Source organism: Streptomyces pinistramenti, from assembly GCF_020564935.1.
Taxonomy (GTDB): Bacteria; Actinomycetota; Actinomycetes; order Streptomycetales; family Streptomycetaceae; genus Streptomyces; species Streptomyces pinistramenti.
In genome coordinates this window covers 25,601-41,369 of the sequence record NZ_JAJCXB010000018.1, presented here as the reverse complement: position 1 = coordinate 41,369, position 15,769 = coordinate 25,601, and the positions used below count along the sequence as shown (strand labels likewise).

Below are 15,769 nucleotides of genomic sequence, written 5' to 3'. Positions count from 1 at the left end.
CGTAAGCAACTCTCCGTAACCGGCGGCCGGTTGGCTCCGGCGGGCGGGCGGCACGGGCCTCGGCACGCGCCCGGAATGCGTCCCGCCGGGGCCGCACCCGCTCTCCCGTACCCCGGCACGGCCGCGCCCGGAACCCGTCCCGGCCGTACTCGCCCCGGAGCCCCGCTGCCCCGCTACTCCTCCGAGCCCGAGCCCGAGCCCGAGCCCGAGCCCGACGGTGCGGCGTACCGCTCCGGATCGCGCAGCAGGGCGCCGATGTGGGCCGCGGCCGTCGACAGGCGGCGACGGGCCTGCCGCAACTGCTCGTCGGTGACGCCGTGATCGCGCGCGGCGTCCCGGAGGTCGTCGCGGAAGCGGTCGAGGAGCCGGTCGAAGTCACGGGCCGGATCGGCGCCGACGGGATCCTCGGCCCACTCCGGCGTCGGCGGGGCGGCCGACGGCCGGGTCTCCTGGCCCTGTGCCTCCTGACCCTGTGCCTCCTTGGTCAGGTCGATGCGCTCGACCGTCACCCGGGTGTCGCCGTTCGCCGCCCCGGACGTGCCCTCCTCGTCACGGTCGCCGCCGGCCGCTCCGCCGGTGAAGCGGCCGACCTCGCGGGAGACTTCGGACAGTGCCTCGCGGACCGCGCCCGACCAGTCGCCGGAGCGGACATGGCCCTGCGTCTGCTCCTGGACCCGCTTGATGACCTGCTGCACCTCTTCGCGGGCGAAGACCTGCGCGTCCTTGGCCTGCTTACGGGCCCGCTGGGCGTCCTGCTTGGCCCGCCGGCTCTCGTCCTTCGCCCGCCGCGCCTGCTCCTTCCACTCCTCCTTGGCGCGCCGGAACTCCTCCTTCGCCTGCCGCCAGGCTTCCTTGTCGCCGAACGCGCCATCGAGGTAGGCGGAGACATCGGGGTACGGCGGCACGCTCTCGCCGGCACCGGTGTCCGCCCGCGCGCCGTCCTCCGCCGCGCCGCCCGACGCCCGGCGGCCGCGGCCCGATTCAGCCCTGGCCTGCTGCGCCGCCTCGCGGATCTCGCGCCGCAGATCGCGGGCCGAGCCGCTCACGTCCTCGCGGATGTCGGAGGCCAGCGCGGCTACCGACTCGCCTATCTCCAGCTCCAGTTCGGCCAGTTCGCCGCCCCGGTCGGCGAGTTCGGCCCGGCCGGCCCCGGTGATCGAGTAGACCTTGCGGCCGCCCTCGGTGGCATGGGTGACCAGGCCCTCGGTCTCCAGCTTGGCCAGCCGCGGATAGACGGTGCCGGCCGACGGCGCATAGAGGCCCTGGAAGCGTTCCTCCAGGAGGCGGATGATTTCGTAGCCGTGCCGGGGGGCCTCGTCGAGCAGCTTGAGGAGGTAGAGGCGGAGGCGGCCGTGGGCGAAGACGGGGGGCATGCTCAGAGCACCTTCTTCTCTGCGGGCCGGCCCGCGGGGGCATCGCCGCGCGGGCCGGGAGCGTCGTGCGGACCGTGGGTGCCGTGCGGCCCCGGGCCCTCGGCGGCGTCGGTCCGCGGGGCCTCGAAGGACGGGCGGCGCAGCAGCGCGAGACCGCCGGAGACGGTGGTGGCCTTCAGCGTGCCGGTGCCGGCGCCGAGGGTTCCGGTGATGTTCTTGGCGCCCCACTGGCCGCCGACCCGCAGGGTGTCGAAGGCGTTGGAGATCTTGCCGCTGGTGGTGTTGGCCTCCACCGTCGCGTCGGCCGGGTCCGGCAGCCGGATGGCCATCTCGCCGGAGACGCTGGTCAGTTGGATGTCGGTGCCCTTGGCCGCCGGGTCGAGGTCGAGCACCATGTCGCCGCTGACGGAGTCGGCGTGCACCGAGCCGCCGGCGCCGTCGATGACGGTCAGATCCCCGGAGACGGAGTGGAACCGCAGGTCGCCGGTGACCGCCTGGGCCTCGACCTTGCCCGATACGGTGTCCGCGCGCACCTCGCCGGTCAGCCCGACCAGGGTGCTGTCGCCCGTCACCCCGCGGATGTCCGTGCGTCCCGCGATGCCGGAGACCACCGCGCTCGCGCCGACGACACCCACCTCGACGCGGGTGGCCGCGGGCACCGTCACCGAGACCACCGCGCTGCGTTTCCACGACTTGCGGTCGAGGAACGCCAGGAAGCCCTTCCACGGCAGGTCTTCGTAGGCGACGGTGAGGGTGCCGTCCTCGCAGGAGACGTTCAGCGGCGTGCCGCGCAGTTCGCCGACCTCCAGGCGGGCCGGGCTGCCGTCGGATGTGCCGACGACGTTGACCGTGCCGCCGTACACCCGGACGTTCAGCGCGCTGACGGGCTCCTCGATCTCCAGCGTGCGTGGCCCGTCCACCCGGATCGGATATCGCGACCGCTCGTTCCTGGACATTCCGGGCCTCCCCTGACTGGACATGGCAACGCAATATATCGCGTCTCGCTAGACACGATATATCGCGGATCGGGGAAGTCAAGCGGCTGACGGAAGCCGCTCGCGCCGTCCCGGCCGGCCAGGAGGCGGACGGCAGGACCGGGCGGCCTCCTACTCGTCGTCCTCGTCGTCGAGCCGGGCCAGCCAGGTGGCCAGCCGCTCCACCGGCACCTCGAAGTCCGGGTTCAGGTCCACGAACGTGCGCAGCTGCTCGGACAGCCACCCGAGGGTGACCTCCTCCTCGCCGCGCCTGCTCTCCAGCTCTTCGATGCCGCGGTCAGTGAAATACACGTGCTCTCCACCAGGGGTCATGGGATATCCCGGCCAGGATAGGCAGGGTCACGGCGGCACGGCGAAGGGCCCGCCCCCGCGACCGCGGGGGCGGGCCCTTCGCCGGGTGCCCGGAACTACCGGAGCGCTCGGCTACGCGTCGAACGCCTCGGCCATGAGCTGGGCCTGCTCCGCCTGGTGACGCTTGGCGGAACCGACGGCCGGGGACGAGCCGTGCGGCCGCGAGATGCGGCGCAGACGCTCGCTGTGCGGGACATCCGCACCGACTGCCAGGTCGAGGTGGTCGATGAGGTTCAGACCGAGGAACGGCCAGGCGCCCTGGTTGGCCGGCTCCTCCTGGACCCACAGGTACTTACCGGCGTTCGGGAACTTGGCGATCTCCGCCTGGAGTTCCTTGCCGGGCAGCGGGTACAGCCGCTCGATGCGGACGATGGCGACGTCGTTCGCGCCGCGCTTCTCCCGCTCCGCCTCCAGGTCGTAATAGACCTTGCCGGAGCAGAAGATCACCTTGCGGACGGCAGCCGCGTCGACCGTGCTGTCGCCGATCACCGGGCGGAAGCCGCCGGTGGTGAACTCTTCCGCCTTCGACGCCGCGGCCTTCAGACGCAGCATCGACTTCGGGGTGAAGACGACCAGCGGCTTGTGGTGCGGGTTGTGGACCTGCCAGCGCAGCAGGTGGAAGTAGTTCGACGGCAGCGTGGGCATGGCGACCGTCATGTTGTTCTGCGCGCACAGCTGGAGGAAGCGCTCGATCCGGGCCGAGGAGTGGTCCGGGCCCTGGCCCTCGTAGCCGTGCGGCAGCAGCAGGGTGACGCCGGAGGTCTGGCCCCACTTCTGCTCGGCGGACGAGATGAACTCGTCGATGACGGTCTGCGCGCCGTTGGCGAAGTCACCGAACTGCGCCTCCCACATGACCAGCGACTCCGGGCGGGCCAGCGAGTAGCCGTACTCGAAGCCCATCGCCGCGTACTCGCTGAGCAGCGAGTCGTAGACGTTGAAGCGTGCCTGGTCCTCGGAGAGGTAGAGCAGCGGGGTGTAGTCGTCGCCGGTCTCGCGGTCGATGAGGACCGCGTGACGCTGGCCGAAGGTGCCGCGGCGGGAGTCCTGGCCGGCGAGCCGGACCGGGGTGCCCTCCATCAGCAGCGAACCGATGGCCAGGGTCTCGCCCATGCCCCAGTCGATCGTGCCGTCCTCCACCTGGGCCGCGCGGCGCTGGAGCTGGGGCAGCAGACGCGGGTGGACGGTGACCCGCTCGGGGATGTTGACCTGCGACTCGGCGATCCGCTTGACGACCTCCTGGGAGATCGCGGTGTCCACGAACACCGGGAACTCGGCCTGCGGCTGCGGCACCTCGGGGGTGGCCGGAGCCGTGGTGGCCTCGCGGACCTCCGTGAAGACCTTCTCCAGCTGGCCCTGGAAGTCCTGAAGCGCCTGCTCGGCCTCTTCCAGCGTGATGTCGCCACGGCCGATGAGCGACTCGGTGTAGAGCTTGCGCACCGAGCGCTTCTTGTCGATCAGGTCGTACATCAGCGGCTGCGTGAAAGCCGGGTTGTCCGACTCGTTGTGACCACGGCGGCGGTAGCAGATCAGGTCGATGACGACGTCCTTGTTGAACGCCTGGCGGAACTCGAAGGCGAGACGCGCGACGCGCACCACGGCCTCCGGGTCGTCACCGTTCACATGGAAGATCGGCGCCTCGATCATGCGGGCCACGTCGGTGGCGTACATGGAGGAGCGGGCCGACTCCGGTGCGGCGGTGAAGCCGACCTGGTTGTTGATGACGATGTGCACGGTGCCGCCGCAGCGGTAGCCGCGCAGCTGCGACATGTTCAGCGTCTCCGCGACCACGCCCTGGCCCGCGAAGGCCGCGTCGCCGTGCAGCTGGACGGGCAGGACCGTGAAGTCCGTGCCGCCCTTGTTGATGATGTCCTGCTTGGCGCGCGCGATGCCCTCGACGATCGGGTCGACGGCCTCCAGGTGGGAGGGGTTGGCCGCCAGCGAGACCTTGATCTGCTCGCCGTCCAGGCCGGTGAAGACGCCCTCCTGGCCCAGGTGGTACTTCACGTCGCCGGAGCCGTGCATCGACTTCGGGTCGAGGTTGCCCTCGAACTCCCGGAAGATCTGCGCGTACGACTTGCCGACGATGTTCGCCAGGACGTTCAGTCGGCCGCGGTGGGCCATGCCGATGACGACCTCGTCGAGCCGCGACTCGGCCGCGGAGTCGATGACCGCGTCCAGCAGCGGGATGACGGACTCGCCGCCCTCCAGCGAGAAGCGCTTCTGGCCGACGTACTTCGTCTGCAGGAACGTCTCGAACGCCTCGGCGGAGTTCAGCCGGCGCAGGATGCGCAACTGCTCCTCGCGCTCGGGGGAGTTGTGCGTCCGCTCGACCCGGTCCTGGATCCACTTGCGCTGCTTGGGGTCCTGGATGTGCATGAACTCGATGCCGGTGGTGCGGCAGTACGAGTCACGCAGCACGCCCAGGATGTCGCGCAGCTTCATCATGGTCTTGCCGGAGAAGCCGCCGACCGCGAACTCGCGCTCCAGGTCCCACAGAGTGAGGCCGTGCTCGATGATGTCGAGGTCGGGGTGCTTGCGCTGGTGGTACTCCAGCGGGTCGGTGTCGGCCATGACGTGGCCGCGGACCCGGTAGGAGTGGATCAGGTCGAAGACCCGCGCGGCCTTGGTGACGTCGTCGTCGTGGGAGACGTCGATGTCGCGCAGCCAGCGGACCGGCTCGTACGGAATCCGCAGCGACTTGAAGATGTCGTCGAAGAAGTCGTTCTCGCCGAGCAGCAGCTGGCTCATGATGCGCAGGAACTCGCCGGAGGCGGCGCCCTGGATCACGCGGTGGTCGTACGTGCTGGTCAGCGTCATGACCTTGGCGACACCCAGCTTGTTCAGGGTGTCCTGCGAGGTGCCCTGGAACTCCGCGGGGTAGTCCATCGCGCCGACGCCGATGATGAGGCCCTGGCCGGGCATCAGGCGGGGCACGGAGTGGACGGTGCCGATGCCGCCCGGGTTCGTCAGCGACGCGGTGACTCCGGTGAAGTCCTCCATCGTCAGCTTGTTGGTGCGGGCCCGGCGGACGATGTCCTCGTACGCCTGCCAGAACTCGAAGAAGGTCAGCGTCTCGGCCTTCTTGATGGCGGCGACGACGAGCTGGCGGTCGCCGTTCGGCTTCACCAGGTCGATGGCCAGACCGAGGTTGACGTGCTCGGGCTTGACCAGCGTCGGCTTGCCGTCCTTCTCCGCGAAGGAGTGGTTCATCGACGGCATGGCCTTGAGGGCCTGCACCATCGCGTACCCGATGAGGTGGGTGAAGGAGACCTTCCCACCGCGGGCGCGCTTGAGGTGGTTGTTGATGACGATGCGGTTGTCGAAGAGCAGCTTCACCGGCACCGCGCGCACGGACGTGGCCGTCGGCAGCTCCAGCGAGGCGTTCATGTTCTTCGCCACCGCGGCCGACGGGCCGCGCAGGGTGACCAGCTCCGGGCCTGCCGGAGCTTCCTTGGCGTCGGCCGCGGCGGGCTTGGCCGCGGGCTTCGCGGCCGGAGCGGCGGCCTTGGCCGGGGCCGCCTTGGCCGGAGCGGCCTGGGCGGGCGCCGGAGCGCTCGCCGCGGGCTTCGCCGGTGCGGCCGGAGCGGCCGGGGTGGCGGGCTTCGGCTGGGCCGGCGGGGTCGGGGACTGCGCCGGTGCGGCCGGAGCGGGGGCGGAGCCCTCCGCCGGCTGGCTGGGCGCGGTGGCGCCGCCCGGCTTGTAGTCGGCGAAGAAGTCCCACCAGGCTCGGTCTACCGAGTTCGGGTCCTGGAGGTACTGCTGGTAGATCTCGTCGACGAGCCACTCATTTGCACCGAACGCAGCGGCAGGGGACTTTCCCTGCCCGTCTTGGTCGGTCGAGATGCTCGAGCTGTTGGGGGACTGTGGCGACACGGCGGCAACCGCCCTCTTCCGCTTCCTAAGGTGGTGGACAGCGGGAATAAAGGCTACGCCTCTTGTGACCATTGGTGCAGTCCGGGAGGGCCACTCGTCGCGCACGTCACATTCACCGATGGGTTTCAAGGCATGACTTGGCGGGAAACACTCGGAGTTTGCCCGCGCGAGGGTAGGACTCAGCGCAGAGGCACCCCATCCGGCGGGCGTGATCGCGCCACCTGATGCGTGCTTCCGCCACCGACCCTACGTCACGGGCCGTCAACCTCGGTTTGACTCCGTTCCCGGGAGGGTGACCCGGATGCGACACCCACGGGTGGATTCGGCCACCCCGATCCGGCCGCCGTGCAGATCCACCGCCCAGCGCGCAATCGCGAGGCCCAGACCGGTGCCTCCGTCGGTCCCCGGGCCCGACGCCGCGGGACCGCCGCGGTTGAACCGTTCGAAGACGCGGTAGCGCTCCGACTCGGGAATGCCAGGGCCCTCGTCCTGCACGTCCAGCTCCAGGCTCTCGGGGCCCTCGCCCCGCCGGGCGTGCACGGTGACCCGGCCGTGCCGCGGGCTGTGCTTGATCGCGTTGTCGATCAGATTGGCCACGACCTGGTGCAGCCGCTCGGCATCCGCGTAGGCGGTCAGCTCCGGGGGCGAGACGTCGAGGTGCAGATGGACGTCCGTACGCGTGTGGGTGCCGGAGCCGGCGAGCCCGGCCAGGGTCGAGGCGCCGCGGCTCATGTTGGCTTCCTTGAGCACGCCGGACAGGTACGGCCACACCTCGAAGCGGCGGCTGTGCAGCGGGACGACGCCGTTGTCCAGCCGGGAGAGGTCCAGCAGGTGCTCGACCAGCCTGCCCAGCCGCTCGGTCTGCTTCAGCGCCGTCCGCATCGTCTCCGGATCGGGCTCGGAGACCCCGTCCACCACGTTCTCCAGCACCGCCCGCAGCGCGGCGATCGGCGTCCGCAGTTCGTGCGAGACGTTCGCGACCAGTTCCTTGCGGTGGGTGTCCACCGCCTCCAGGTCGGCGGCCATGCGGTTGAACGCGTCCGCCAGGTCGCCGAACTCGTCCCGGCGCTCCGAGCGCACCCTGCGGGTGTAGTCGCCCTGTGCCATCGACCGTGTCACGTCGGTCATCTCGCCGAGCGGCGCGGTCAGGCTGTTCGCCACGAACTGGGTGATCAGCAGCGAGGCGATGATCGAGAAGACGGTGATCACCCGCAGCTCGGTCGCCGAGTGCATCGCGACGAACACCAGCAGCGTCGTGATGATCACCGAGACGATGACCAGCGCACCGAGCGCGGCCTTCACCGAACGGTACGGATCCAGCGGCCGCAGCCCGTCCCAGACCCGCTCGCCCAGCCCGCGGGCGCGGGCCTGCCACCACCGCGTCATGCGGGCGGGGTCTCCAGGGCGTAGCCGACTCCGTGGACCGTGCGGATGCGCTCGGCGCCGATCTTGCGGCGCAGTGCCTTGATGTGGCTGTCGACCGTGCGCGTCCCGGAGGCGTCCGCCCAGTCCCACACCTCGGCCAGCAGCTGTTCGCGGGAGAGCACCGCGCGGGGGGTGTTCGCCAGGCAGACCAGCAGGTCGAACTCGGTCGGCGTCAGGTGCACGTCGGCGCCGCGCACCCGTACCCGGCGCTGCGCGTGGTCGATCTCCAGCTCACCGAGGCGCAGGATGCCGCTGCGCGGGGTGTGCGCGGCCAGCGCGGCGCGCTCGACGCGGCGCAGCAGCACGTGCACCCGCGCGGCCAGCTCCCGCATCGAGAACGGCTTGGTCATGTAGTCGTCGGCGCCGACCCCGAGCCCGACCAGCATGTCGGTCTCGTCGTCCCGCGCGGTCAGCATCATCACCGGCACCGGACGCTGGGCCTGGACCCGGCGGCAGACCTCCAGGCCGTCGAAGCCCGGCAGCATCACATCCAGGACCAGCAGGTCGGGCTGCCACGCCTCGGCGGTGTCCACCGCGGCCGGGCCGTCGGTGGCCGTCTGCACCTGGAAGCCCTCGGCGCGCAGCCGGGCCGCGATGGCATCCACGATCGTCGGGTCGTCCTCGACGACCAGCACCCGGCGCTGGGCGCCCGGCGTGGCCGCGGCGGTACCGCCCTGGCTGGTCTGAGTCTGGTCCATCGCCCGCCCCTGCATGTCCCCGTGTGCGTGGTCGCGTAGTGCTGGACGCGGCGGCCCGGCCTCGCGCCGCCCGCCGGTGGGGGCGGGCGGTGTCGCGCCGGACTCCTGTCCAGGGGAGCAGCGTAAGGGCACGGTGTGACTGTCGGCTACGCGCCCTTGCGCGCGAGATGCACCACGTCGGGGACGCCTCGGGCAACAGGGATCTCTTCCGTACGTACCCCCTGGAACCCGGCATTCCGGAGGGCGAGGTCGAAGGCGGGCGACGGGCGGGCCGACCAGACGGCGAGCACACCGCCCGGTGTGAGCCGGTCCCGGCAGGCCGCGAGACCGGCCGGTGCGTAGAGGCCGCCGTTGTCCTCGGTGACGGTCCAGTCCGGTCCGTTGTCGATGTCCAGGCACAGCGCGTCGAAGGTCTCCCGGCCCGCGCCGTCGCGGACGTGGGCGACCAGATCCGCGTGCACGATCTCCGTCCGCGGGTCGGCCAGGGCCCGGCCGGAGAGTTCCGCCAGCGGCCCGCGGCGATGCCAGTCGATCACCGCGGCCTCCCGCTCGACGACCGTGATCCTGCCCCAGCGCGTCTGCTGCGCCGCCCTGACCAGCGAAAACCCGACGCCGATGCCTCCGATCAGCAAGGACGGTCGGACCCGCTCCGGTGGCAGCTCGGCCAGTGCGGCGTCGATCAGGAGCCGCTCGGACCTGCCGTCGGACGTGTCCATCAGAAAGCAGCCGTTGGCGATGATCTCGTAGATCGCCGCGCCCCCGGGCTCTGCGCTGCGCCGCCGCAGGACCACTTCGCCGTACGGGCCCTCGCGGCGGTCGAGGGTGTGCGGGCCTTCGGGGAGGCCGGCCGTCGGGGAGAAAGGGGGAACGGGAGCCATGCGGCCATCCTGGCGGGCCCGGCCGACGCCGGTCCACCTCCTGGGGGCGCGGCGCAGGAGCGGAGCGGACGTGGTGCGTCCCGAGGGGGTTGCCCACGGTGAGGCGTTGTGACGCACATCACTCACACAGCTCGCTCATGGGTTGAACAGCCACGCTGTCCTGCACGTTGTGCACAGCGGAGCGCGGCCGGAGAGACGGCCGCGACGGACGCGAGCGCCTGGACGGAAGGAGCCCGGAACGGTGAGCTGGGTGGAGACCGCCGACACCGCGCGGGCGGGCACGAGGCCGGTCGGCTTCGGGGGCACGTCCCGGCAGGCCGTGGTGGTGCCGCCGGTACGCGCCGACGCGGCCGTGCCGTACGCCGGGCCCGCGCCGGGCGCCACCGCGGAGCCGGCCGGCGCACCCGCAGTGGGCCGGGCGCGCGAGGCGGCCGCGCTGTGGGGGCACCGGCTCCGGCGACTGCTGCCCAGCCCCACCGGCACCCCGTTCACCTTCGGCTACACCCTCGTCCTCCTGGTGACCTCCTTCATCGCCGCCCACGCCGACCCCGTCTTCGTCGGCGAGCTGCTGCGCGGCTCCAGCACCGACGTCGCGCACCTCACCCACACCCCGCTGCTGGTCCTCGTCGCCAGCGCCCTGTGGATAGACGGCGGGGTGACCTCGGGGTTCGCCGTCGCCTTCCTGTTCGTGCTGACCGCCCTGGAGCGCCGCATCGGGGGCCTGGGCGCCGCCGCGGTGTTCGTCGGCGGCCACGTACTGGCCACCCTCGCCACGGAACTGCCGATCGGCTTCTCCGTTGCCGCCGGGCAGCTGCCCGTCAGCTCGCTGCACCGGCTGGACTACGGCATCAGCTTCGGCGTGATGACGTGCACCGGCGCGCTCGCGGGCCTGCTGCCCGGACGGCTGAGGTGGCCGCTGCTGGCCGGCGTCGGCTACCTGGCCGTCGGCGACGTGGTGGCCTTCGTCGACCCGATGGCGGCCTGGGGGCACCTCCTCGCGCTCACCATCGGAGTGGCGAGCTGGCCGTTGCTCCGCCGCCGTCGTGCCCGGCGCGACCGCCCGCAGCCACTGCGCGGCGACCTCGGCCACCCGGCCCTGCGGGGAGGGCGCACGGGCTGACGGGAAGCCGGGCGCGCGAGCCGCCGACGGGACGGGCCGTCCGGGTAACGGAGTTCAGGCGGCCAGGAGGTCGGCGATCTCCTGGTGGAGCCGGACGGGGAGGGTCAGGCGCCACCGGTCGGCGGCCTCCGTGGCGAGAGCGCGGCTCCACCGCCAGCTGTGCCGCGCCGCGGCGCGGACCGCAGCCGGCTCCGCGGCGGCCGTGGTCGCGGCGTAGCGCGCACGGTCGGCGGCCGGCAGGTCGTGCTCCAGGTTCCGGCTCGGGGTGAGCCAGTGGGCGGTGGAGCCGCGCAGCAGGCGGCACAGCTGGAGCTGCGACGGGGCGACGACGGTGTGCAGCAGGGCGTGGGCGCGGGCGGTCTCGCCGCGGGCCAGCACCTGGGCGAGCATCAGGGTCCAGTTGGCCAGCTCGGCGGTGAGCTGCCGGGCCGTGCCGACGGGCTCCGGCGGGACGAAGTCGGCGAGCGTGCGGGCCGCTTCGGTCAGCCGCCCGCTGCGGTCGAGCAGGATCGCGGCTTCCGGGTCGGGCAGCTGCACCGTGCCGCGCCAGGAGGAGACCTCATCGATGCCGGGATCTGCCGCCTCGACGTGGAATTCACCGCGCATCAGATCGTCGAAGACGACGGCGAGGATCCCGTACATGTTGGTGTATGCCAGCTTCAGCGGGGCCAGGCGCTCGATGAACTCCCGGCCGTCGAAGGTGTCGGCGTGCGGGGCGCGTACGTAGAGGTACGCCTCGATGTCCGAGTACGCGTCGGCCTCGCCGAGCGTCCAGGAGCCGTACAGCAGGACGCCGTCCAGCCGGGGTTCGGCGTGCGCGGCCTCGCGCAGCCGCTCGACGCGGCGGTCCAGTGCGGGGGTGGGGGTGCGGTGCGGCATGGGGGTCTCCTGAGTGGGGGCGGGCGGCATACGCCGGTTTTCGTGCGGCGGGCCGCGCGGCATGGCGTGCGGACGGGCCCGGCGGCTGCCGGGTGATGGATCTCGGGGTCGCGGACCGCGTTCGCGTACTCAGGAAAAAACGCCCATGGCCCGCACTGTACCGGGGAGTTGGGGGAGGGGGGCCGCCGGTGGGTGCGTCCGGCGGGGCCGGTCCGCCGGGCCGGCCCCGCCCTGATCGCTCACGGCGAACACGGTCCGGGGAACATCTCCTGAGCTCTCTGCATTGAGTGGGTAAAGCTCAACTTGCCTGCCGAAGGGGAGATCATGGCTTCGTCGTCCGCCTCGCTCACTCTGCCCGTGCTGCCCCTCGATGACGAGGTGGTGCTGCCCGGCATGGTCGTGCCGCTGGATCTGTCCGACGTGGATGTCCGGGCCGCGGTGGAGGCCGCGCAGGCCGCCGCCACACCGGGTAACAAGCCGGAGGTGCTGCTTGTGCCCCGGATCGGGGGCGCGTCCCGTGCGGCGTCCGGGACCTATGCGGCGATCGGGACGCTCGGGCGGATCGAGCAGGTCGGGCGGCTGTCCGACGGCGATCCCGGCGCGCTGATCCGCGGCCTGGGCCGGGTCCGTATCGGCGTCGGCACGACCGGTCCCGGTGCCGCGCTGTGGGTGGAGGGCAGCGCCATCGAGGAGACGGTGCCCGGTTCGGGAGCGGGGACTGAAGAGTCCGGCCGCGAGGGTTCGCTGCCCGGTGCCGTCGCCGAACTGGTCACCGAGTACAAGGCGCTGGCCACCAGCTGGCTCCGCAAGCGCGGTGCCTGGCAGGTCGTGGACCGGGTGCAGCAGATCGAGGACGTGGCCACGCTCGCCGACAACTCGGGCTACTCGCCGTTCCTGACCATCGAGCAGAAGGTGCGCCTGCTGGAGACCGTCGACCCGGTCGCCCGGCTGAAGTACGCCGTCGAAGTGCTGCGCGAGCACCTCGCCGAGCAGGACGTCGCCGAGTCCATCGCCAAGGACGTCCAGGAGGGTGTCGACAAGCAGCAGCGGGAGTTCCTGCTGCGGCGGCAGATGGAGGCGGTCCGTAAGGAGCTGGCGGAGATCAACGGCGACGCGGAGGACGAGGGCGGGGACTACCGCGCCCGGGTGGAGGCCGCGGGCCTCCCCGGGGACGTCCGCAAGGCCGCGCTCAAGGAGGTCGACAAGCTGGAGCGGTCCAGCGACCAGAGCCCGGAGGGCTCCTGGATCCGCAACTGGCTGGACACCGTCCTCGAACTGCCGTGGAACGAGCGGACCGAGGACGCGTACGACATCCCGGGCGCCCGGGAGGTGCTGGACGCCGACCACGCGGGCCTGGAGGACGTCAAGGAGCGCATCACCGAGTACCTGGCTGTCCGCAAGCGGCGGGCCGAGCGCGGCATCGGCCCGGTGGGCGGGGCCGGTGACGGCGCCGCCCAGGACGGTGGTTCCGCAGGTCAGGGCAGTGGCGGGCGCCGGTCAGGTGGTGCGGTGCTGGCGCTGGTCGGGCCGCCCGGGGTCGGCAAGACCTCGCTGGGCGAGTCCGTCGCGCGGGCCATGGGCCGCAAGTTCGTCCGGGTCGCGCTCGGCGGGGTGCGGGACGAGGCGGAGATCCGCGGGCACCGGCGCACGTACGTCGGCGCGCTGCCCGGCCGGATCGTGCGGGCCGTCAAGGAAGCCGGTTCGATGAACCCGGTGGTGCTGCTCGACGAGATCGACAAGGTGGGCTCCGACTACCGCGGCGACCCCGCAGCCGCGCTCCTTGAGGTCCTGGACCCGGCGCAGAACCACACCTTCCGCGACCACTATCTGGAGGTCGAACTCGACCTCAGCGACGTGGTGTTCCTGGCCACGGCCAACGTCCTGGAGGCCATCCCCGAGCCGCTGCTGGACCGGATGGAGCTGGTGCGTCTTGACGGTTACACCGAGGACGAGAAGATCGTCATCGCCCGGGACCACCTCCTGCCGCGCCAGCTGGAGCGGGCCGGCCTCGAACCGGGCGAGGTGACCCTCCAGGACGACGCGCTGCGCAAGCTGGCGGGCGAGTACACCCGCGAGGCCGGGGTGCGGAATCTGGAGCGCGCGGTGGCCAGGCTGCTGCGCAAGGTGGCGGCCCAGCACGAACTGGGCGAGCGTGAGCTGCCGTTCACGATCGGCGCCGAGCAGCTGCGCCCGCTGATCGGGCGGCCGCACCACACGCCCGAGTCGGCGCAGGACCCGGCCGAGCGGCGGACCGCGGTGCCCGGTGTGGTCACCGGTCTTGCCGTCACCGGAGCGGGCGGCGACGTGCTGTACGTCGAGGCGTCGCTCGCCGATCCGGAAACCGGCGCTTCGGGGCTCCAGTTGACCGGCCAGCTCGGCGACGTGATGAAGGACTCGGCCCACATCGCGCTGTCGTTCCTGCGCTCGCACGGCGCGGAACTGGAGCTTCCGGTGGCCGATCTCAAGGAGCGCGGCGTGCATCTGCACGTACCGGCGGGCGCCGTCCCCAAGGACGGGCCGAGCGCGGGCGTCACGATGACCACCGCGCTGGCCTCACTGCTGTCCGGACGGCCGGTGCGGCCCGATGTGGCGATGACCGGTGAGGTCTCGCTGACCGGGCGGGTGCTGCCGGTCGGCGGCGTCAAGCAGAAGCTGCTCGCCGCGCACCGTGCGGGGATCACGACGGTGATCATCCCGCAGCGCAACGCACCGGACCTGGACGAGGTGCCCGCCGAGATCCTGGACGCGCTCGACGTCCACCCGGTCTCGGACGTCCGCCGGGTGCTGGAGCTGGCGCTCACCGACGCCGCGGCCCCGGTGCGGGCACCGGAGGCACCGGCCAGGGAGATCCCTGCCGCGGCGTGACGGACGCGGCAGGAGACGGCCCCTCCCGCACGAACACGCGGGAGGGGCCGCCGTGCTGCCCGGATCACAGCAGGCGGGCGCGCCCGCCGTCAGCCGTTGGCGAGTGCCTGGAGCCGGTCGTAGGCGCCGTTGAATTTGTTGTGGTCACCGACGGTCGGACCGGTCGAGGTGTACTGCCAGATGGTGTGGAAGCCCCAGCCGGCCGGGAGTTCACCGACCGACGAGCCGTAGCGCGGCACCCAGAGCGGGTTGATGCTGCCGAATCCGGCGTAGTTGCCCGTGCACTGCTTCCACCAGTCGGTGGAGGTGTAGATGACGGCGTCCCGCCCGGTGCGCGCCTTGTAGGTCGAAAACCAGTCCTTCATCCAGTTGACGAGTCCGCTCGCACTGAGCCCGTAACAGGTCGCCCCGTAGGGGTTGTACTCCATGTCCAGCGCGCCCGGCAGTGTCTTGCCGTCCTTGGACCAGCCGCCGCCGTGGTCGACGAAGTAGTTGGCCTGGGCGGCACCGCTGGAGGTGTCGGGTGTGGCGAAGTGGTACGCGCCGCGGATCATCCCGGCGCTGTAGGAGCCGTTGTACTGCTGCGCGAAGTACGGGTTGACGTAGCTGGTGGACTCGGTCGCCTTGACGTAGGCGAACTTCACGCCGCTGCTCCACAGCGTCGCCCAGGCGACGTTGCCCTGGTGGCCGCTGACGTCCACCCCCTCGACGCCGGCGAGCAGTCCGCGGGTCGGCGCGCCCTCGGCCGCGGTGCCTTCGTGGGCGGCGATCTGGGATCCGGCCCAGTCCAGCCCGGGGTGGGTGGGTTCCTGCGCGCCCTTACCCGCGGCGTCCTGCGCGGCCGCGCTGCCGGACAGCCCGAGGACCAGGGAGAGGACGGTGAAGAGGATCCCGGCCGCGGTCGCCGGCGGACGCGAGCGGTGGGGGGAGCCGGACCTGTGCACGGTCATGCGTGCCTCCGAAAACGGTGTGGATGACCTGAGGGGGATACGGACCGGCGGCGGGCCGCGGTCCGGCGTCACTGTCACCGGCGTGCGGTGACGGGGTGCGCAGTACGGGAACGAGCGTGACCTGCGGGGGATACGAGCGCGTGGAGCGTGACTACGGCGTACGGGTACGCGGGCGGCGCGGGACGTACGGGCGCGGGACGAAAGAAGAGCGGGGACCGGCAGGCTCGGGCAGCACGGCTATTGGTGTGGCCATGCCAGAAAGACGATACGCGCGTAGACCGTGGCGATAAAAGGGGGACGCGGGGCTGCCGTTGGTCTAATCCTGCGAAATACTGGCCCAGCTGCGGCTTCGGCGGCAGCGA

The 15,769-nt window shown here is 71.8% G+C and carries 11 protein-coding genes; 2 read left to right on the top strand and 9 right to left on the bottom strand.

Annotation, left to right across the window (positions count from 1 at the left end; all coding sequences use genetic code 11):
- Positions 1-173 precede the first annotated feature (173 nt).
- The 7 genes from LIU39_RS15145 to LIU39_RS15115 all read right to left on the bottom strand — a co-directional run bounded on the left by LIU39_RS15145 (position 174) and on the right by LIU39_RS15115 (position 9,593).
- A complete protein-coding gene (locus LIU39_RS15145) occupies positions 174-1,373 on the bottom strand; it encodes a PadR family transcriptional regulator (protein ID WP_227047231.1) in 1,200 nt (399 codons plus the stop codon).
- A 2-nt stretch (positions 1,374-1,375) separates the two neighbouring features.
- On the bottom strand, positions 1,376-2,329 hold the full coding sequence (locus LIU39_RS15140; RefSeq protein ID WP_227047230.1) for a DUF4097 family beta strand repeat-containing protein: 954 nt from the start codon (positions 2,327-2,329) through the stop codon (positions 1,376-1,378).
- 150 nt (positions 2,330-2,479) lie between these two features.
- Entirely contained in the window at positions 2,480-2,659 is a 180-nt protein-coding gene (locus LIU39_RS15135) for a DUF6104 family protein (protein WP_227047229.1), read from the bottom strand.
- A 132-nt stretch (positions 2,660-2,791) separates the two neighbouring features.
- The gene (locus tag LIU39_RS15130) at positions 2,792-6,592 is read right to left on the bottom strand and encodes a multifunctional oxoglutarate decarboxylase/oxoglutarate dehydrogenase thiamine pyrophosphate-binding subunit/dihydrolipoyllysine-residue succinyltransferase subunit (RefSeq protein WP_227047228.1); all 3,801 of its coding nucleotides are present in this window, start codon (positions 6,590-6,592) and stop codon (positions 2,792-2,794) included.
- Positions 6,593-6,853: 261 nt separating this feature from the next.
- Positions 6,854-7,978 carry a HAMP domain-containing sensor histidine kinase gene (locus LIU39_RS15125; RefSeq protein ID WP_227047227.1) on the bottom strand — a complete coding sequence of 375 codons (1,125 nt, stop codon included), beginning with the start codon at positions 7,976-7,978 and terminating at the stop codon, positions 6,854-6,856.
- Entirely contained in the window at positions 7,975-8,715 is a 741-nt protein-coding gene (locus tag LIU39_RS15120) for a response regulator transcription factor (protein WP_227047226.1), read from the bottom strand. The genes LIU39_RS15125 and LIU39_RS15120 overlap by 4 nt, the downstream gene beginning before the upstream one ends.
- A gap of 146 nt (positions 8,716-8,861) precedes the next feature.
- Complete coding sequence (locus LIU39_RS15115) at positions 8,862-9,593, bottom strand: spermidine synthase family protein (protein ID WP_227047225.1); 732 nt, start codon at positions 9,591-9,593, stop codon at positions 8,862-8,864.
- Positions 9,594-9,834: 241 nt separating this feature from the next.
- On the opposite strand from LIU39_RS15115, the gene LIU39_RS15110 reads away from it, so the two are divergent.
- Complete coding sequence (locus tag LIU39_RS15110; RefSeq protein WP_227047224.1) at positions 9,835-10,713, top strand: rhomboid-like protein; 879 nt, start codon at positions 9,835-9,837, stop codon at positions 10,711-10,713.
- Positions 10,714-10,767: 54 nt separating this feature from the next.
- Here the strand turns inward: LIU39_RS15110 and LIU39_RS15105 are convergent, their stop codons facing one another.
- Positions 10,768-11,592, bottom strand: a complete 825-nt coding sequence (locus LIU39_RS15105) for a nucleotidyltransferase domain-containing protein (RefSeq protein ID WP_227047223.1) — start codon at positions 11,590-11,592, stop codon at positions 10,768-10,770.
- Positions 11,593-11,916: 324 nt separating this feature from the next.
- Between LIU39_RS15105 and lon the strand changes: the two genes are divergently transcribed.
- Entirely contained in the window at positions 11,917-14,457 is a 2,541-nt protein-coding gene (gene lon, locus LIU39_RS15100) for an endopeptidase La (protein ID WP_227047222.1), read from the top strand.
- Positions 14,458-14,546: 89 nt separating this feature from the next.
- Here lon and LIU39_RS15095 read toward each other — a convergent pair whose 3' ends face one another.
- A complete protein-coding gene (locus LIU39_RS15095) occupies positions 14,547-15,407 on the bottom strand; it encodes a lysozyme (protein WP_227047221.1) in 861 nt (286 codons plus the stop codon).
- Positions 15,408-15,769 lie beyond the last annotated feature (362 nt).